Here is a 17,079-nt window from a genome sequence, read left to right as displayed (position 1 = left end):
GCAACAATTAATGTCACTTTGCACATTGAAAATAGAATTCCTTTCAGTATACTAAAGTATGTTCTTATATTTAAATAATTAGTAAAAGAGAAAAGGTGTTTGAAATGAAATCGTATATTGTAGTTGGAGCTGGAATTTTAGGAGCGTCTACAGCTTATCACCTTGCTAAGGCAGGTGCGAATGTTACTATCGTAGATCGCCAACAATTAGGTCAAGCAACTGATGCAGCAGCAGGTATTGTATGTCCTTGGCTTTCACAGCGTCGTAATAAAGAGTGGTATAAAATCGTTAAAGGCGGTGCACGTTACTATTCTTCGTTAATCCAACAATTAGAAGAAGACGGTGAAACGGATACAGGTTACAACCGTGTAGGTGCAATTAGTTTACATACTGACGAGAAAAAACTAGATCAAATGGAAGAGCGAGCTTATAAACGACGTGAAGATGCGCCAGAGATTGGTGAAATCACTCGCTTATCAGCTGAAGAAACAAAAAAATTATTCCCAGCATTATCAGAAGAATACAGTTCTGTTCACATAAGTGGCGCTGCACGAGTAAATGGAAGATTATTACGTAATGCTTTAATAAGTGCTGCGAAAAAACATGGTGCTACTTTTATAAAAGGAGATGCTGTATTAGTTCGTGAAGGTAATGTTATTACTGGAGTTACAGTAAACGATGAAACAATTGTAGCAGAAAAGGTAATTGTAACTGCAGGCGCATGGGCGAATGAAATCTTGAATCCGTTAGGAATTAATTTCTTAGTTACATTCCAAAAAGGACAAATTGTTCATTTACAAATTGAAAATACAGCAACAGAAAATATGCCAGTTGTTATGCCGCCAAACGATCAATACATTTTAACATTTGACAATGGTCACGTCGTAATTGGTGCAACACATGAGAATGACACTGGTTTCGATCACCGTGTAACAGCAGGTGGTTTACATGAAGTATTCCATAAAGCATTAACAGTTGCGCCTGGTTTAGAAAATAGTACTATGCTTGAAACGAGAGTTGGATTTAGACCATTTACTCCAGGATTCTTACCTGTTATCGGACCATTACCTAGCTTTAAAGGCATTCTCGTTGCAAACGGATTAGGTGCTTCTGGTTTAACTGCCGGTCCATATTTAGGATCAGAACTTGCTAAATTAGCACTTGGCCAAACAATAGAATTAGATTTAAACGATTATGACGTTGCTGGTGCAATTGAATAACATGGAGTACTTAAGCAAATTCGACAGGAATACATTTCTTTAAAAATAGAGGGTCGACACAATAAATCTGCATTATTAATGTAGATTTTTGATGTCGGCTCTTTATTCATTTTTATTTAAAGCTTGATTTCGAGATAAGGTTAAGTAATGAGAGCACCATATCAAGTATTGGTATTTCCTTATATAAAAACTGATGATTCTATTCAATATGATATTTTCAACCAATGTCTTTAACATTTCTAATTCCTTCTTATCCAATTTCTCCGGTATTCACTTTAGTCGCCCTCTGGCCCTTGGTGTAGCACGACCAGCTGCTGAGCACCCATGAATAAGATTACACTCAAATTCGGAAAAGGCTGCAAAAAGTTGAAAAATAAGTTTTCCCGTTGTACTAGCCTTCTCCATCATGATGTTTTCCTGCAGACTATGGATACTAATCCCACGATCACTGAACTAAAAAGATAAAATGCCCTCATTTTTTAAAGGGAATAATTATAAACTTGGAGTATATAAGATGAAATGGAATTCTTAAGCGTCTAATTAATTTAATATTTTGATAAAAAATATAAATTTTTTTGCGGATGTGTCGATTTTGTTTATAGTGATTCGTCATCTTATTAGAACCGGATATAATCCGTAAAATATTGGAGGTTAAATATCTAAAAATCAGTTGCAACGATAAAGGAGGAAAAATTTATGTATTCAGTTGCTTCAAAAGATGGAACGAAAATCGCTTATGATAAAGTTGGTCAAGGACCAGCTCTCATCATGGTAGCAGGTGCCTTCAGCTACCGAAAATTTCCCCAGCAGGTGGAGTTGGCTAATCTGTTGTCAGAGTACTTCACGGTTTACAACTACGACCGCCGTGGCCGAGGAGATAGCGGTGATACACAGCCATATGACGTTGGGCGTGAAATTGAAGATCTTCAAGCTTTGATTAATGAAGCTGGTGGAGCAGCATATGTTTGGGGATTATCTTCGGGAGCTGTTCTAGCCCTGCTAGCGGCAAAAAAAGGAGTAAATATTACTAAATTGGCTCTACACGAACCTCCTTTCGTGGTAAAAGCGGAGGATCATAAGCCGCCGAAAGATTTTACAAGACATACTGCTGAACTTATTGCCAAGGATAACAGAGCTGAAGCCATTAAGTACTTTATGACCAAGGGTATGGGGGCACCATCATTTATTGTCAGCATGATGCGCATCATGCCGGGTGTGTGGTCGAAGCTTATAACGGTTGCACATACGCTTCCATATGATGCTGCTTTGCTGGATGGTTATATGGAAGGAAAAGAATTGTCTGCTGAATGGTGGAGCAGTGTTACGATGCCAACGTTAGTATTAGAAGGGACAGAGAGCCCTGCATCTCTACGTCATAGTGCTCAAGCATTGGCAAACGTACTCCCCAATGCGCAATTACTGAGTAAAAAAGGTCTCGGCCATACTAAGAAGCTTGATACAAAAAAGATATCGCCGGAGCTTACAGTATTTTTTTTGGCTAATCACTAATTAGGTAAAAAATATCACAAAAAAAGTATGAAAAAAATAATTTCAATTGTCGATTTAGCAGGCAGGTATTCGTTGTATAAATAGAAACGGATTTGTTGATGCGATTTTACACCAATTAGAATGAAGCTTTACCATAAAATATAGGAGGTTATTACTTATGAGATTTATGATGATTGTAAAAGCGACTACAGACTCAGAGAAAGGAAAAATGCCCGGACCGGAGCTTATTGAGGCGATGCAGAAGTATAACGAAGAATTGGTGAAAGCGGGTGTTTTATTAGCAGGAGATGGACTACATCCTAGTTCAAACGGAATAAGGATTTCTTATCCGGAACCAGGTGGGAAACCAAAGATTATGGACGGTCCGTTTACGGAGGCAAAAGAATTAATTGCGGGATATACCTTGATTGAAGTTAAATCAAGAGAAGAGGCTATTGAATGGGCATTACGGATGCCAGATCCACATGGATTTGGACAGGGTGAAATTGAGCTTAGACAGGTATTTGATGCGGTAGATTTGACAGATAATCCAGAATTTCTGGAAAAAGAAGCAGCACTTCGCAAGCATGTAGAGGAGCGAAAAAAGGCGTGAGTTTGTCCAAAACACAACGAACGATTGAAGCGATATGGCGAATAGAGTCACCAAAACTCATTGCAAAGTTAACTGGTATGGTACGGGATGTTGGGCTTGCAGAAGATCTAGCTCAAGATGCCTTGGTGGTTGCTCTTGAAAAATGGCCTCATGCTGGGATACCAGACAATCCCGGCGCATGGCTGATGACGACGGCGAAAAGGCGTGCGATTGATTTTTTGCGAAGAACGAAGATTCGTGATCAAAAGTATGTAGAGATTGCTAAAAATACGGATTTATATACTGAAGAAGACCTAGATCATGTACTGGATGGGGAGATTAGTGATGATCTCCTTCGTTTGATTTTTATGACTTGTCATCCAGTATTATCACAGGATGCCAGAGTTGCCTTGACACTGCGCCTGTTATGCGGACTTACCACGGAAGAAATTGCACGTTCATTTCTCGTCGCGGAATCAACCATTGCTCAGAGAATTGTCCGTGCTAAGAGGATCCTTAACGAAAAAAAGATTCCTTTTGAGGTACCACTTGGAGAGGAACTTATTGATCGCCTGTCGACCGTACTTGAAGTGATTTACCTTATGTTTAATGAAGGGTATTCAGCAACTTCCGGAGAAAGCTGGATCCGTCCTTTACTATGCCAAGAGGCACTAAGACTCGGACGTGTCCTTGCCGAGATCGCACCTAATGAACCGGAAGCTCATGGACTAGTTGCTTTAATGGAAATTCAATTTTCTCGGTTCAAAACTCGAGTTAATTCGAAAGGAGAACCTGTTCTTCTAATGGATCAAAACCGGGCACAGTGGGATCAATTATTGATTCGCCGTGGTTTGGCAGCACTGGAGCGCAGTCGGAATTTAGGACGTTCACTTGGGCCATATTCTTTGCAGGCAGCCATCTCTGCTTGCCATACTCAGGCACCGACCCCAGAGGAGACGGATTGGCCCCGAATTGCTGCACTTTACGAAGCGCTTTCGATTGTAATGCCCTCGCCAATCGTAGAATTAAACCGGGCAGTTGCTATATCCATGGCATTCGGTCCGGACATTGGCATTCAAATTGTAGACGAGTTGAATGCTGCCCCATCCTTAAAGAAATATCATCTATTGCCGAGTGTTCGCGGGGATCTCTTGGTGAAGCTAGGGCGTTACGATGAGGCTCGGACAGAATTTGAACGTGCTGCATCATTAACTCAGAATGAAAGTGAACGAACCCTTCTACTTAATCGTGCAATGGAATGTGGAAAAGGAACATCTACATAATATTATTTTCCAGCCTTGTCGATTATCTTGTTCCTTATTCGTAGTGTTGGTAAAGGAATAGTTGAGCAGTCTATTCTGCTCTTCATTTCTTCCAACTAAAACGAGGAGGGGAAAACAATGAGATTTTTATTGATTGTCAAAGCCGCAGAGTACACGGAGGCAGGACTGGCCGACAGAATGGATTACTGCGAGGCAATGATTTCGTATAAGAAGTCACTGGCTAAAAAAGGTGCACTTCTTGCCGAAGAAGAGCTTCAGCCAAGTTCAACCGGTTTAAAAATAACGTATCCAAATAAAGGTGGGAAACCACAAGTATTAGCTGGTCCGTTTCCGGTAAATCAAGACCTTATCATGGAATATATGTTGATTAATGTGAGTACTGAGAACGAGGCGCTAAATTTGGCGCTAAGAATGCCGGTTCCAAAGTTGAGAGGCAAGTACGAGATAGAATTGCGAAGAGTAAAAGAGAAACTAGAGTCCATAGAAGCCCCCGGAATAAAGGCGATGGAAGCCTCTTTACAAGATCACCTTAATATGTTGAAAAAATTTTAAAAAAGTTTTTTCCTTTGTCGATTTCACCAATGTATATTCGTCGTACTTATAGAAAGACAAATTAAAATGGAAAGGTTGTTGAAAAAATGGGAGCACAATTAAACTCTTATCTAATGTCGGAGGATGCAAGAAGCCAGGCGGATTTTTACGTGGAGTCACTTGGTGGGGAAATTCTATCACTTAAAACATTCGGTGAGGTACCAGGAACTCCAGACGCTATAAAGGATAAAGTTATGCATCTGTCTTTGATGGTAGCTGGAACGAATACGCTAATGATCTCCGATTCCTTTGAACAGGTATCCAGTAGCCGTAGCATCAGTCTTGCCTTAACCTATGACGATGAGTCTGAAGCTAAAGAGGCATATGCCAAGCTTTGTGAAGGTGGAGAAAACAAGTATCCCTTTTCTTTGCAGCCATGGGGTGCATTCTATGGAGAAGTTATAGATAAATTCGGTGTTACGTGGATGATCACCAAACCGTAAACCATCCCAAATTCAAACAATTCACTATGTACAAAATTGCTTAGCGTATGTTTTCCTCGTTTTGTTAGTGGGCCCCAATATAAAACGAGTCATCTTTTTATTTGAATAAGAAAGATGACTCGTTTTATGCTAAAATTCGCTTAGTGTATATTTTCGTTAAAATGTGGGTAGGCCCAATTTTAGCAAAACCGGAGTGGAAATGATGAGAATAAATTGTTTTGTGGGATTGATAAAGGATGAATTATTAAAAGAGGTAAGCGTAAGAAGTGAAAATGAATTCGAACCTGTAGTAGTTAAAGATATTCCTAGAATTTGGAAATGTTTAGGGAAAGGTAATTATGCCGCAGTATTCATGCATAGCAAATATAAAGATTGGGTAGTGAAAGTTTACGCGCGAGAAGGAGAAAATTTCATCGTATTGAAACGTTTAAAAGAAATTACCTTATACGATGCTATTCATAAAGGGATTAAAATTCCTAAGCAGGTGATCCTTGATATCAATAAAGCTTTAGAGTATGTAAGGAAACAAGGATTAACTCCTTGTGATGTTCACGGGAAAAATGTGATGTTGATGTATCTGATTTCTTAAAAACAAATGAAGATAGTAAGTGGAGAGACCTAGAAAAGGCATATTTTACATTTTATTTGCCTTTCATTTATAAATTGCCTTTCCTTGTTAAAATACCGTATTTTATGTTAAACATTGTTAGACGTTCGTATAGAAAATATAAGAAGCTTAAAAAGAAATTCAAGTTGTAAAAGGATAACATACTTATAAGTGAACCACTAGTAAACAAAAGGACCATACATTTTAGATATGTTTAAAATGTATGGTCCTACTCTTTTTTATGTATACATATTTTTGATAGTTATTTCACTATCAATTCCAAAACGGGATATTTTGAATAAATGAAACCGTCAAAATAAGTGTTGATGTGGAACCAGCAGTTAATAACATTACTATTTTTTGTCCATTCTGTTCTTTTGAAGGTTTTATCAGTTCTGTAATCAACACAATCCATATTATTATAGAAACTATAGAAATAATATTTATAGACATATGTAACACATCCCTCCGTTTTTTACATAAACATTTCTTTTTTTATAAATGAAAAGCAGTTTAACTATAAAATATGTACAGCATTACAAATCAGTATTCGCCTGTTAAACCACCTTTTTTAAATAGAAATACCACTGATACAACGATAACAACGGACTTCAAACTGCCCCAATATGGATAAACAGCATGACTTGTTAAATTAGCATATTGGAAGATATTCTCTAAACCGAAAATCCCAATAACGACTGCTAAGAGAAAAGCGGCTTTTCCAATCGTACTATTACGATAGAGGGTAAATAAGTATATTACACATATAAGTGGTACGATGATTTGTAGTAAGATTGCCATGGATTGTCCCCCTAATTTATATTTTATACTTACATTATATTAAAAAAATTCAATAAAAAGTAATATAAGTTAATTGATGCTAAGTAGAAAACAGACTTGTACGAACAGGGATATCACACTTTCACGTCTATAGTTTTGATACTAATTGAACTACTCTAATCATATTCTTCTATTAAAAAGAATAAAAAGAGGTGTACAGTTAATTGACAAAAGTTAAGGTTCGTTTACAGCCCATCGTTCATAACTTAAATTTACCAACTGTAATAAAAACAGCTATACTTCCAGGTGAATCAACTGAAAGGCTATTTATCGGAACTCAATTAGGAGAGGTTTTTTACATAGGAGACCGAACTATAAAGACATTTTTAAATATTCGTCACCGAATTATTAAATTAGGAACATTTGAAGAGGGTGTTGCTAGTAGCGGTTATGATGAACGCGGATTGCTGGGATTAGCGTTTCATCCGCAATTTAATCATAATGGCTTATTTTATCTTCATTATTCAATGGCTGGGACTCAAGGACCAGGTGCGCTTTCAGAACAATTTAAACCAAATCCGTGTGACCCAAAAACTTTAAACTTAAAGTGGATAAAAAGAGATACTCAATATGATCATATTGATACAATTGAAGAATGGATAGTACAATCAAACGGTCAACCTCAAAAGCGACGAACATTACTGAATATAAAACGGCCATTTTTTAATCATAATGGAGTAAATAGCTTAAACTTTTCACCTGAGACTGGAAAACTGATTTTTACAAATGGAGATGGCGGTTCAGGCTATGATCCATTTAATTTAAGTCAGGATGATTTAGAAATAGCGGGTAAAATAATTGAAATCGAAGTAAGTAAAAATATGTCCATAAACAATCCTCCAGTAGTTACACGCTTTAATGAACTTCCTTTATCTATACAAGAAACACTTACAGTAATTGCAAAAGGCGTTCGAAATATAACAGGTATTTCATTTCAAAGGTTTTATAATCAATATATCAAATATGCCGGAAATGTCGGACAGGATATTGTAGAGTCTATTTTTTCTTTTGTTCAATATAAACCAATACCAGTTACCGAACTTGTTCAAAGCCATTTAATAAGAGATACTCCCGATCAATATGGATTTATCAATTTTGGTTGGAGAGGGTGGGAAGGAGAATTACCTACTTCTTTTTTAAGGCACTGTTCTGAGAACCCTACTTTAGATGAGAGAACAATGGCTTATTATAATGAAACAATAGAAACATCCGCAAAGCGTATCCAGCCTCTAATCAGTTATTTTCATAAAGACTCCAGAATAGATAAATTTGGAGGAACTTCACTTACAGGAGTCCAGCCATATATGGGAACTGCAATACCTAATTTAACAGGTAGTATCGTGTTTACTGATCTTGCTAAGAAAGAAAAATCTCAGTCTCCAGTAAAGGGTGCGTTAGCTTATTCTAGAGCTGGTATAGACGGAACACGTAATAATTTTCAAGTTATTGAAACTAATTATGATTTTGGTGAGCAAGCAGCTTATTTTATGAGTTTAGGAACAAACTTAGATCAAACTAGATTATATTTAGGAGTTTATGGTTCTATGAAAGTAACTGATTTTAACAAAGGTACTATTTTTGAAGTCGTTCTTTGATAGGATAAAAACTCTCATGAAGTGCATGAATAAAAATAGAAAGTGATAAATTATATATCTTTAGGGGGATTTTGATGAATCACTTTAGAAACTATTGGTATCAACCGATGATCGCGCATGATACGAATTTTGTTCACAAAAGAAAGGTGACACCAGCCATGAGGTTAGTCATTACAGCGTTACTTGGTTCACTTGCCGCTATTTTTCAATCGGCGGGGAACTTAATTCCTGGTATTGGTTTATTTATTAGCCCTTTTGCTACGTTACCGATTTTTTTAGCTATTTGTTATTCTATTCGCGAGGGAATACTCTCGTATATCATTACTATTCTCCTATTATTTATTATTGAGCCAAGTGAATTAATTGTCTTTCCTTTTACTACAGGCTTATTAAGTATAGCGTTAGGAGTATCCTTTATAAAATTCAAGAAAAGGATTTTGGTTGTTTCCTTTTCGGCGATATGTTTACTTATAGGAATTATGGTCGTTCTTGATGTCTTTCGATTTCCTGTATTAGGTCCTACTATTCATACAACTATGGACATAAAAATTATTTTATCGATATTTATAATGAGCTTTCTATATTGTTGGTTATATGCAGGCCTTTGTAGAATAATGTTGAATAGAGTATATAAAGTATGGTCTTAATAATTTCATATATATTTTCAAAGATTGGAGATTTAAGTCGTGTATAACGTTAAAATAAGAAGGCCAAATTTGGATGATTTAGATGAACTTAATTTGTTTTTTCGTCTTGTTATTACTCATACATTTAAAAATGAAGGGTTATCACAATTATTGGATGACATAGAAAATGAAATACATACGAAAAAGCAGTATTTGAAAAATGATTTGGAGAGTAACGGAGAAAGCCGTTACTTTTTATTAGCAATTGATACAAGTAACGATAAAATCATTGGAACAATTGAAATCGGTCCAGCAAGTACATTGATTCATAGTTGTACAGGCGGTGTTCTTAAAGATTTATATGAAATAGGAACAGTATTTGTACTACCTGAATATCAACGAAAGGGCATAGGCAATGTATTACTAAATGCAATGTGTATTACATTACTTAGCAGAGGAATAACAGAATACTGTTTAGATAGTGGATACAAAAAAGCGCAAAGTATATGGACAAAGAAATTTGGAGAGCCTAGTTATGTACTGAAGGATTATTGGGGAGAATCAAGTGATCATATGATTTGGAAGAAGAGTTTACATGATACTCCTATAATATTTGAATTATAAAATGAAATATGCCTCTGAACGTAGCTTTTCTTACATATGTATGCTATTATTTATCTTTATAATAAAAGAGGACGTGAATGAACTTGATTAAAATTAATATTCCTGAAGCTAATGTTTCAATTACTGAACGTAAACAAGTTTTTAAAGGAGACGAGCCAATAATCACTCCAATTAATGGTTTTATCGATTTCCACTTGTTCCCTAGAGATAAAGGCGGCATTTTTATGTTTTACAATATTAATGACGAACTTCTTTTCGTAGGTAAAGCTCGTAAAATTAGACAACGTATTAAGAAGCATTTTGAAGACAATGTTTCACCAATTAAAAATCACCGTGATGAAGTATACCGCATTGATGCATGTATCGTAGAAGATCCAACAGAAAGAGAAATTTACGAAACATACATTATTAATGAATATAAAGCAAAATATAACGTTGATAAAGTGTTCTATAAATAAGTAACAAAAAAACAATCCTAGCACATATACTAGGATTGTTTTTTTATTGTTTCATTCTTCATTTCTTTCTCCTTTTTTAAAATGATTAGCAGCAATTAAACAGAAAAGCCCTATAAATTAAATTATGATTCCAAGTGTTTTATGTTTCCCTTCAAAAAAAGGAATATCTGAAATAACATTTGTCATACATAACCCCACAAACACAAGGATTGGTCCTATCCAAAGTAATACATTGCCGAATTTCGTATGTTGCCACATAGTAACCCTCCTGACCTCTTTTTACATATATATCCATAAAATAAAAGTAAATTCATAGAGAAATATAGTTTTTTTCATATCGAAAATTTAACCTTCATATATTGGTACAAGCAAACGAGAAAGGGGACTATCATGAATTGGTTAGAAGCTTTTATATTAGGGATCATACAAGGTTTAACAGAGTTTTTACCGATAAGTAGTACAGGTCATCTTTATTTAGGAAGACATTTGTTTCAATTAGATGAAGCAGGATTGTTTTTAGATACGATGCTGCATATCGGGACTTTGCTTGCGGTGTTTATTTATTACAAAAAAGAATTTATATATTTAATTAAAAATCCATTTTCAAAACTAATGCTACTACTTATTGTCGGGACGATACCCGCAGTTGTAATTGGATTGTTATTTAAAGACTTTTTTGAGGATATTTCAAAAACAGGTATTACGATTGGTTGGGAGTTTTTAGTGACAGGGGTATTTCTATATATGGCCGATAAACAAAAAAATGGTCGTAAAAAAATGGATGACATTACATATAAAGATGCATTAATTATCGGTTCTTTTCAAGCAGCTGCTATTTTTCCGGCAATTTCTCGTTCTGGAATGACAATCGTCGCTGCATTATGGAGGAAGTTAGACCGCGAAACTGCTGCTTACTTTTCTTTCTTGTTATCAACTCCAGCCATTGTCGGAGCTATCATTTTGCAATTAGCAGATGTTTATCAAGGGAAAGCAGAATCTATTTCCAGTACATCTTTAATTGTCGGAACGTTATCAGCAGCATTTTTCGGTTACATAGCTGTTTCATGGATGATTCAATACTTAAAACGTCACTCCTTAAAAGTATTCGCGTATTACGTATGGGGGTTAGGCATTTTAATTTTAACGTTGCAATATACTCAAGTGTTTTAATGTAGTAACTATTCGTTTAGATCCTGTTTCATTCATACAAGGCAGGGTCTTTTTTCATTAAGGAGGAAAATATGTTTAATAAGGCTATTGTGATTGGCGGAAGTATCGCAGGAAAGCTCGCCGCAAAAGCATTATCAACTACTTTTAAAGAAGTAATCATTATAGAAGCTGGTGAAAGATGGGATGGAAAGGCTTCGAGAAAAAGAGTTCCCCAAAGTAGTCATCCCCATGTGTTATTAAAGGGTGGAGAAAAAACAATTGAGGAATTGTTTCCTGCTATTACTAATGAACTAATTGAAGCAGGTAGTATCGTAAATAACTTTACTCGTGATATAAAATGGCACCAATTTGGTTTATGGAAACAGCAATTCATAGGAAAAGTACATATGGTTCAACAAAGTAGGTTTTTGCTTGAATGGCATATCCAAAAACGAATTGATGATATTTCAAATGTTACCACTAAATATCGAACATTGGTTGAAGGGTTATTAGTAGATAGAAAACTTAACAGAGTATGTGGAGTGAAAGCTAAATGTTTAGAGACTGGCACGCAAGAAGAAATTCAGGCAGATATTGTCGTTGATGCGAGTGGATTTGGTTCAAAAAGTATAGCGTGGTTAAGCGAACACAATATCGAAGTGCAAGAAGAGAAAGTGCGTATTGATTTATTTTACGCAACTAGAATGTTTAAACTCAAAGAAAATGAGAAATTTGACTGTTGTAATATGCTAATGTCTCCAAGTTTCCCTGACAATCCGTATGGTGTTCTAATTCAAACGATTGAGGATCATCGTTATTTTGTTACTTTCAGCGGATACGCAAATGAGAAAGCACCACAAACTGATGAAGAATTTTATAATTTTGCTGAAAACCTATCAATCTCTAATGTTACAGATTTTCTCAATAAAGCAGAAGCCATTTCAGATATCCAAACGTACAAAATTCCTTATCAAGTCCGTCGGCGATTTGATTTAATGAATGATCTACCCGAAAGATTGTTAGTAGTTGGGGATGCACATTGTCGTTTTGATCCTGTTTTCGGGCAAGGTGTTTCAGTTGCTGCAATGGAGGCTCACCAATTACAGTTACTTTTGCAAAGAAGACAAATACTTGATAAAGCATTTACAAAGCAGTTTTATAAAAGGACCGCTCATATCATACAAACTCCTTGGGAAATGACTACAACGGAAATATCACGTCATCCTCAGCTAAAAAGAGAATTATCGATAAAGCAAAAATTTCAGCAATGGTATACGAAACAAATATATCAACTATCTGCAACTGATTCTGACGTTTATATTCGATTGGTAAGAGTAATGAATTTAATTCGTAGTCCATTGCACCTATTTCATCCAAAAGTGCTACTTGCTGTGTTACTGAAGCGAAAGAAATAGAAGGAAAATAGTTGATTAAAAAAGAATATATAACAGTTAGTAGATATAGAAGGGATAAGCGAGATGAAAATATATATAGAACAATTAAAGAAACATGATGCGAAAGATTTATTTACGTTTGAACTTACGAATAAATCTTTTTTTGAAACAATGGTACCAAATCGTGGCTCGCAATATTTTGATTTTGAATATTTTCAAAAACTACTAGTTGATTTATTAATAGAACAAGCGGATGGAGATTCTTATTTCTATTTAATTCGTAATGAAGAAAAAGAAATTGTAGGACGAATAAATTTAGTAAATATAGATACGGAAAATCGAAGCAGTTCGTTAGGTTATCGAGTCGGAGAAAAGTTTACTAAAAAAGGAGTTGCAACAGCAGCTGTAAAATTAGTGTTAGACGTAGCGAAAAATAATGAAATTAATGAAGTTCTTGCTAAAACAACTACTAATAATCTCGCATCACAAATTGTACTAGAAAAAAGTGGATTTTCTTCTTATCAAAACGAAGCAGATACAAATTCTGTAGAATTAAACGGGGAACATGTGAAGTTTGTACATTATATATGGAGAAATACTTTACGCTTATAATAAGGGGGACTTATTCATGAATGATTTACGTTATCCAATTGGCCAATTTACATACAAACGTCCTATAACTGAAGAAATGATTGATACATGGATTCAAGAAATTGAAGATTTACCTAATGAACTAACAAAGGCAATCAAAGATTTAGATCAGAAGCAGTTAGACACACCGTATCGAGTTGGTGGATGGACAGTTCGTCAAGTTGTACATCATGTTGTTGATAGCCATATGAACAGCTACATACGTTTTAAATTAGCACTAACAGAAAAGAATCCAACGATTAAACCATATAAAGAAGAGAAGTGGGCAGAACTACCTGATTCTAAATTACCAGTAGATGTTTCACTAGTAATGTTAGATTCATTACATAAAAGATGGGTTAACCTTTTATATTCTCTAGAACTGGAAGATCTTGAAAAGACATTTAACCATCCAGATACCGGTGAAACAAAACTTGCTGCTGCAATTGGACTATATGCATGGCACGGACGTCATCATACAGCTCATATAACTTCATTAAGAAATCGACTAAATTGGTAACATGGAGATTACTTTAAAGAAGGCGACAGAAAATGATGCAGCAGTTTTATTTCAAATGCAAAAAGAATCATTTAACCCTTTATTAAATAAATATAAAGACTTTAATACAAATCCAGCAAATGAATCCATTGAAAAAACTATTTTAAGGATAAATAATCCTAGCAGTAACTATTATAAGTTGATAATAGATTCTAACCTTGTTGGAGCGATATGTATATCTCAAAAAGAAATACCATATAAATTTTGGATTAGTCCAATGTTCATTCATCCAAACTATCAAGGGAAAGGAATTGCTCAGAAGGCACTTATTTTAATTGAAGAAATGTTTCCGGAAGCACGGAGTTTTGAACTTGCTACGATTTTAGAAGAAAAAAGAAATTGTTTTCTATATGAAAAGATGGGATATAAAAGAACGGAAGTAATAAAGAAATTAAATGATAAAACTACACTAATTTATTATAAAAAAGAAAGGTAAAGCATTTGAAATACGCTTTACCTTTTTATGTTATTTAAGATTAAATATACAAATCCAATGCATATTCTTCCAAAATAATCGGGTTAGTAATTTATAAAATGAATAAACATACGAAAAGACGTTATTTTGTCGTATATGTTACTAACGCTTTTTGAATGCTTAAAACACTATCATCACCTTTAAATTCTTTCGTAATTGGCGTACTCAAACTAGATACCCAAATCTTAAGCTCAGCATCTAAATCAAAATGCCCAGCTGTTTCAATGCTAAATTGTGTAATGCTTTTATAAGGAATAGAATGATACTCTGTTTTTTTACCAGATATCCCTTGTTTATCTACTAAAATAAGACGACGGTTTGTAAATACGATTAAATCACGAATTAATTTATAAGCATGCTCAACTTTTTCATCGTCTAGCATAATCTTTTCTAAATCACGTTCTACACTTTCTGTACTCGCATTTGATGCATTTCCTAAAATACCGCTAAATAAACCCATATGAAATTCCTCCTCCATTATTTATGGATAGTGTTACTTATATTGTACCATGATATTTACTAAGAAATTATGACATTGCTTTAGTAGTTTCTGGTTATAGTTGCAAGCAATTTTTATAACCTCATCTTAAAATCTTGTGCTAACATGTAAGTAAGAAAAAAAGAAGCAGAGGGATATAGCATGAAAAATATCGGTTTAGTATTAGAGGGCGGAGGAATGAAAGGGTTATATACTGCGGGAGTACTCGAATATTTTATGGAAAAGAACTTATATTTTCCTTATGTAGTTGGCGTATCCGCTGGAGCATGTATGGGAGCCACTTATTTATCACGCCAAAAAGGAAGAAATAAAAAAGTAAATACAGAGCTAGTATCAGATCACCGATATATATCTTATCGAAATTTGATTCGAAAACGTGAATTATTTGGAATGGATTTTTTATTTGATGAAGTGCCTAATAAAATTGTGCCATTTGATTTTCAAACATTCTTAAACTCAAATGAACAGTTTGTCATAGGAACGACGGATTGTAATTCAGGAAAAGCAGTGTATTACAATAAAATGGAACACGGAAATGATATTTTAAAAATCATTCGTGCGTCAAGCTCTGTCCCGTTTATAGCACCTGCTGTAGATTATGATAATCGAAAATTACTAGATGGAGGGATTATAGATCCTATACCGGTTCTAAAAGCGCAAACTGATGGTTATCAAAAGAACGTTGTAATTATGACAAAGCCAGAAGGATATGAGAAGCAGCGTAACAAATTTTCAGGTCTGGCTAAAATGTTATATAGAAAATACCCGAATATCGCAGAATCTTTAGTAGAACATTATCGTTTTTATAATGGGACGATATCTTATATGAATCATAAAGAACAAAAAGACAACTTTTATGTCATTCAGCCTAGCGTACAGCTTCCTATAAGCGGAATAGAAAGAAATAAAGAAAAGCTCGTCAATCTATATAATCTTGGCTATACAGATGCTCAATATCATTATGAAAAATTATTAACTTGGATAGAGAAATAAAGGGGTGGAAAGTTGCTATTAGGTAAAAAGATTATTTTTAATGAATTACAGAAAATGCATAGTCCACTGCATAAACCATTTCCGTATCGTGCTATAGGAAAATTGCAGCGAGATTTAAAAAGTAGATTTACTGAAGAAGACTGTATAAACGCTGATTTTAATCATTATTGGATGCATACAGCAGGTACTTTAAGTTCTGTAATAAATGGAAACGAACAGAACATTACGTATCACCAAATACAATGGCTAAGGAAATCATTTTATGAATGGTTTCCGCAATATCGTTTTCTAGAAACAGAAATTGTGAAGTATCCCGTTTTGTATAAAGATTTCATGGAATTTGAGAAGACCCGAAGACTATTACTATATTATCTTACTGAATAAAAATCAAAACGTACAAGTTATGCTGCTTGTGCGTTTTTTGTTCATAAAAAAGACAATATTTATACCTTGTTTATATAGGGATTTTAATGTGCAGAAAGAAGTACTTATAGAATGATGTAAGGGAGGAGAGAGACATTTAATGATTGTTTTCCGTTAATGCATTGTCCAACTCGAATAAAGTTTGTTATTTATGTTAAAATATTTCGAGTAAAATCAAGTGCTTATTTTATCAATAACAAAACGAGAAGGGACAACATTAAAATGGATAACGTATCAAATATAGATAAATTGGAATCAATAAAATCTTTACAATCGACAATTCGTAAACTTGAAAATGCACGATCACAGATGACTGAAAAAGGTACAAATACTACATTAGTAAAAAAACGACTTAAAGCAGTTTGCGTAGGTTTAGCAGTGCTAGAAAACGTTTGGAATCAAGAAAGTCACCAGTTTAGTCAAGAAGAGTTAGCAGAAGCTCGTAATGTCCTTGCTGGCTTACTTCCATCAATAGAGAGGGCCTATGATAAGTCTAAAGTTGGAAGTCCTCAAAGAACACTTTTAACAAGGCGGATAAAAGCTTTAGAACTTTCTACTCAGGCAATTGATAAACTTTCTAATAAATAACT

20 protein-coding genes and 5 pseudogenes are annotated in these 17,079 nt (G+C 34.7%); 20 read left to right on the top strand and 5 right to left on the bottom strand.

What is annotated here, in order from left to right; translation table 11 throughout:
• Positions 1 to 104: 104 nt before the first annotated feature.
• Together ACHZK0_RS12930 and ACHZK0_RS12925 are read left to right on the top strand one after the other, a co-directional pair.
• Positions 105 to 1,220 (top strand): NAD(P)/FAD-dependent oxidoreductase, encoded by a 1,116-nt coding sequence (locus tag ACHZK0_RS12930; protein WP_395761660.1) that lies wholly within the window; start codon positions 105 to 107, stop codon positions 1,218 to 1,220.
• A gap of 147 nt (positions 1,221 to 1,367) precedes the next feature.
• Positions 1,368 to 1,445 (top strand): annotated as a pseudogene (locus tag ACHZK0_RS12925) (NUDIX pyrophosphatase); the annotation flags it as partial.
• 48 nt (positions 1,446 to 1,493) lie between these two features.
• Here ACHZK0_RS12925 and ACHZK0_RS12920 read toward each other — a convergent pair.
• Positions 1,494 to 1,670, bottom strand: a pseudogene (locus ACHZK0_RS12920) (recombinase family protein); the annotation flags it as partial.
• A gap of 246 nt (positions 1,671 to 1,916) precedes the next feature.
• On the opposite strand from ACHZK0_RS12920, the gene ACHZK0_RS12915 reads away from it, so the two are divergent.
• The 6 genes and pseudogenes from ACHZK0_RS12915 (at position 1,917) to ACHZK0_RS12890 (ending at position 6,376) form a co-directional block, all read left to right on the top strand.
• A complete protein-coding gene (locus ACHZK0_RS12915) occupies positions 1,917 to 2,729 on the top strand; it encodes an alpha/beta fold hydrolase (RefSeq protein ID WP_395761659.1) in 813 nt (270 codons plus the stop codon).
• A gap of 157 nt (positions 2,730 to 2,886) precedes the next feature.
• Entirely contained in the window at positions 2,887 to 3,321 is a 435-nt protein-coding gene (locus ACHZK0_RS12910; RefSeq protein ID WP_395761658.1) for a YciI family protein, read from the top strand.
• Complete coding sequence (locus tag ACHZK0_RS12905; protein ID WP_395761657.1) at positions 3,318 to 4,583, top strand: RNA polymerase sigma factor; 1,266 nt, start codon at positions 3,318 to 3,320, stop codon at positions 4,581 to 4,583. Before ACHZK0_RS12910 ends, ACHZK0_RS12905 begins: the two co-directional genes overlap by 4 nt.
• A gap of 117 nt (positions 4,584 to 4,700) precedes the next feature.
• A complete protein-coding gene (locus ACHZK0_RS12900; protein WP_395761656.1) occupies positions 4,701 to 5,135 on the top strand; it encodes a YciI family protein in 435 nt (144 codons plus the stop codon).
• An 86-nt stretch (positions 5,136 to 5,221) separates the two neighbouring features.
• Complete coding sequence (locus ACHZK0_RS12895; RefSeq protein WP_395761655.1) at positions 5,222 to 5,617, top strand: VOC family protein; 396 nt, start codon at positions 5,222 to 5,224, stop codon at positions 5,615 to 5,617.
• A 199-nt stretch (positions 5,618 to 5,816) separates the two neighbouring features.
• Positions 5,817 to 6,376, top strand: a pseudogene (locus tag ACHZK0_RS12890) (serine/threonine protein kinase).
• A gap of 121 nt (positions 6,377 to 6,497) precedes the next feature.
• Here the strand turns inward: ACHZK0_RS12890 and ACHZK0_RS12885 are convergent.
• The gene (locus ACHZK0_RS12885; RefSeq protein WP_395761654.1) at positions 6,498 to 6,677 is read right to left on the bottom strand and encodes a hypothetical protein; all 180 of its coding nucleotides are present in this window, start codon (positions 6,675 to 6,677) and stop codon (positions 6,498 to 6,500) included.
• A gap of 90 nt (positions 6,678 to 6,767) precedes the next feature.
• Positions 6,768 to 7,025, bottom strand: coding sequence for a hypothetical protein (locus ACHZK0_RS12880; protein WP_395761653.1), 258 nt, complete (start codon positions 7,023 to 7,025; stop codon positions 6,768 to 6,770).
• 203 nt (positions 7,026 to 7,228) lie between these two features.
• Between ACHZK0_RS12880 and ACHZK0_RS12875 the strand changes: the two genes are divergently transcribed.
• The 4 genes from ACHZK0_RS12875 to ACHZK0_RS12860 all read left to right on the top strand — a co-directional run bounded on the left by ACHZK0_RS12875 (position 7,229) and on the right by ACHZK0_RS12860 (position 10,367).
• Positions 7,229 to 8,659, top strand: a complete 1,431-nt coding sequence (locus tag ACHZK0_RS12875; protein ID WP_395761652.1) for a PQQ-dependent sugar dehydrogenase — start codon at positions 7,229 to 7,231, stop codon at positions 8,657 to 8,659.
• Positions 8,660 to 8,733: 74 nt separating this feature from the next.
• Entirely contained in the window at positions 8,734 to 9,306 is a 573-nt protein-coding gene (locus ACHZK0_RS12870) for a hypothetical protein (protein ID WP_395761651.1), read from the top strand.
• Positions 9,307 to 9,345: 39 nt separating this feature from the next.
• Positions 9,346 to 9,909 (top strand): GNAT family N-acetyltransferase, encoded by a 564-nt coding sequence (locus tag ACHZK0_RS12865; protein ID WP_270608212.1) that lies wholly within the window; start codon positions 9,346 to 9,348, stop codon positions 9,907 to 9,909.
• A 77-nt stretch (positions 9,910 to 9,986) separates the two neighbouring features.
• Positions 9,987 to 10,367: a nucleotide excision repair endonuclease gene (locus ACHZK0_RS12860; RefSeq protein WP_061679041.1), complete on the top strand. Its 381-nt coding sequence runs from the start codon at positions 9,987 to 9,989 to the stop codon at positions 10,365 to 10,367.
• A 51-nt stretch (positions 10,368 to 10,418) separates the two neighbouring features.
• Here ACHZK0_RS12860 and ACHZK0_RS12855 read toward each other — a convergent pair.
• Positions 10,419 to 10,625: pseudogene (locus tag ACHZK0_RS12855) on the bottom strand (hypothetical protein).
• Positions 10,626 to 10,757: 132 nt separating this feature from the next.
• Here ACHZK0_RS12855 and ACHZK0_RS12850 point away from each other — a divergent pair.
• From ACHZK0_RS12850 to ACHZK0_RS12830, 5 genes and pseudogenes are all read left to right on the top strand, one after another.
• Positions 10,758 to 11,537 (top strand): undecaprenyl-diphosphate phosphatase, encoded by a 780-nt coding sequence (locus tag ACHZK0_RS12850; protein ID WP_262743079.1) that lies wholly within the window; start codon positions 10,758 to 10,760, stop codon positions 11,535 to 11,537.
• Between the two features lie 71 nt (positions 11,538 to 11,608).
• Positions 11,609 to 12,931, top strand: a complete 1,323-nt coding sequence (locus ACHZK0_RS12845; protein WP_395761650.1) for an FAD-dependent oxidoreductase — start codon at positions 11,609 to 11,611, stop codon at positions 12,929 to 12,931.
• A 63-nt stretch (positions 12,932 to 12,994) separates the two neighbouring features.
• On the top strand, positions 12,995 to 13,522 hold the full coding sequence (locus ACHZK0_RS12840) for a GNAT family N-acetyltransferase (RefSeq protein ID WP_262743077.1): 528 nt from the start codon (positions 12,995 to 12,997) through the stop codon (positions 13,520 to 13,522).
• A gap of 16 nt (positions 13,523 to 13,538) precedes the next feature.
• Entirely contained in the window at positions 13,539 to 14,060 is a 522-nt protein-coding gene (locus tag ACHZK0_RS12835) for a YfiT family bacillithiol transferase (RefSeq protein ID WP_262743076.1), read from the top strand.
• A 1-nt stretch (position 14,061) separates the two neighbouring features.
• Positions 14,062 to 14,535, top strand: a pseudogene (locus ACHZK0_RS12830) (GNAT family N-acetyltransferase); the annotation flags it as partial.
• Positions 14,536 to 14,656: 121 nt separating this feature from the next.
• Here the strand turns inward: ACHZK0_RS12830 and ACHZK0_RS12825 are convergent.
• The gene (locus tag ACHZK0_RS12825) at positions 14,657 to 15,034 is read right to left on the bottom strand and encodes a PH domain-containing protein (RefSeq protein ID WP_000522465.1); all 378 of its coding nucleotides are present in this window, start codon (positions 15,032 to 15,034) and stop codon (positions 14,657 to 14,659) included.
• Between the two features lie 180 nt (positions 15,035 to 15,214).
• Between ACHZK0_RS12825 and ACHZK0_RS12820 the strand changes: the two genes are divergently transcribed.
• The 3 genes from ACHZK0_RS12820 (at position 15,215) to ACHZK0_RS12810 (ending at position 17,077) form a co-directional block, all read left to right on the top strand.
• Positions 15,215 to 16,066 carry a patatin-like phospholipase family protein gene (locus ACHZK0_RS12820; protein WP_262743075.1) on the top strand — a complete coding sequence of 284 codons (852 nt, stop codon included), beginning with the start codon at positions 15,215 to 15,217 and terminating at the stop codon, positions 16,064 to 16,066.
• A gap of 12 nt (positions 16,067 to 16,078) precedes the next feature.
• Positions 16,079 to 16,450, top strand: coding sequence for a YxiJ-like family protein (locus tag ACHZK0_RS12815; protein ID WP_270344001.1), 372 nt, complete (start codon positions 16,079 to 16,081; stop codon positions 16,448 to 16,450).
• A gap of 261 nt (positions 16,451 to 16,711) precedes the next feature.
• Positions 16,712 to 17,077 (top strand): hypothetical protein, encoded by a 366-nt coding sequence (locus tag ACHZK0_RS12810; protein ID WP_395761649.1) that lies wholly within the window; start codon positions 16,712 to 16,714, stop codon positions 17,075 to 17,077.
• Positions 17,078 to 17,079: the final 2 nt, after the last annotated feature.

The sequence above is a fragment of the Bacillus sp. 3G2 genome, assembly GCF_044324725.1.
GTDB lineage: Bacteria > Bacillota > Bacilli > Bacillales > Bacillaceae_G > Bacillus_A > Bacillus_A mobilis.
Note: the sequence above shows the minus strand (reverse complement) of the source record. Positions and strands in the feature narration are given on the sequence as shown.

Bases quoted from the DNA above. Each gene is read 5' to 3' on its own strand.
- ACHZK0_RS12930 (WP_395761660.1), top strand. From the start codon at position 105: ATGAAATCGTATATTGTAGTTGGAGCTGGAATTTTAGGAGCGTCTACA.
- ACHZK0_RS12910 (WP_395761658.1), top strand. From the start codon at position 2,887: ATGAGATTTATGATGATTGTAAAAGCGACTACAGACTCAGAGAAAGGA.
- ACHZK0_RS12870 (WP_395761651.1), top strand. From the start codon at position 8,734: ATGAATCACTTTAGAAACTATTGGTATCAACCGATGATCGCGCATGAT.
- ACHZK0_RS12915 (WP_395761659.1), top strand. From the start codon at position 1,917: ATGTATTCAGTTGCTTCAAAAGATGGAACGAAAATCGCTTATGATAAA.
- ACHZK0_RS12825 (WP_000522465.1), bottom strand. From the start codon at position 15,034: ATGGGTTTATTTAGCGGTATTTTAGGAAATGCATCAAATGCGAGTACA.
- ACHZK0_RS12900 (WP_395761656.1), top strand. From the start codon at position 4,701: ATGAGATTTTTATTGATTGTCAAAGCCGCAGAGTACACGGAGGCAGGA.
- ACHZK0_RS12835 (WP_262743076.1), top strand. From the start codon at position 13,539: ATGAATGATTTACGTTATCCAATTGGCCAATTTACATACAAACGTCCT.
- ACHZK0_RS12840 (WP_262743077.1), top strand. From the start codon at position 12,995: ATGAAAATATATATAGAACAATTAAAGAAACATGATGCGAAAGATTTA.
- ACHZK0_RS12885 (WP_395761654.1), bottom strand. From the start codon at position 6,677: ATGTCTATAAATATTATTTCTATAGTTTCTATAATAATATGGATTGTG.
- ACHZK0_RS12880 (WP_395761653.1), bottom strand. From the start codon at position 7,025: ATGGCAATCTTACTACAAATCATCGTACCACTTATATGTGTAATATAC.
- ACHZK0_RS12810 (WP_395761649.1), top strand. From the start codon at position 16,712: ATGGATAACGTATCAAATATAGATAAATTGGAATCAATAAAATCTTTA.
- ACHZK0_RS12860 (WP_061679041.1), top strand. From the start codon at position 9,987: ATGAACTTGATTAAAATTAATATTCCTGAAGCTAATGTTTCAATTACT.
- ACHZK0_RS12895 (WP_395761655.1), top strand. From the start codon at position 5,222: ATGGGAGCACAATTAAACTCTTATCTAATGTCGGAGGATGCAAGAAGC.
- ACHZK0_RS12845 (WP_395761650.1), top strand. From the start codon at position 11,609: ATGTTTAATAAGGCTATTGTGATTGGCGGAAGTATCGCAGGAAAGCTC.
- ACHZK0_RS12820 (WP_262743075.1), top strand. From the start codon at position 15,215: ATGAAAAATATCGGTTTAGTATTAGAGGGCGGAGGAATGAAAGGGTTA.
- ACHZK0_RS12850 (WP_262743079.1), top strand. From the start codon at position 10,758: ATGAATTGGTTAGAAGCTTTTATATTAGGGATCATACAAGGTTTAACA.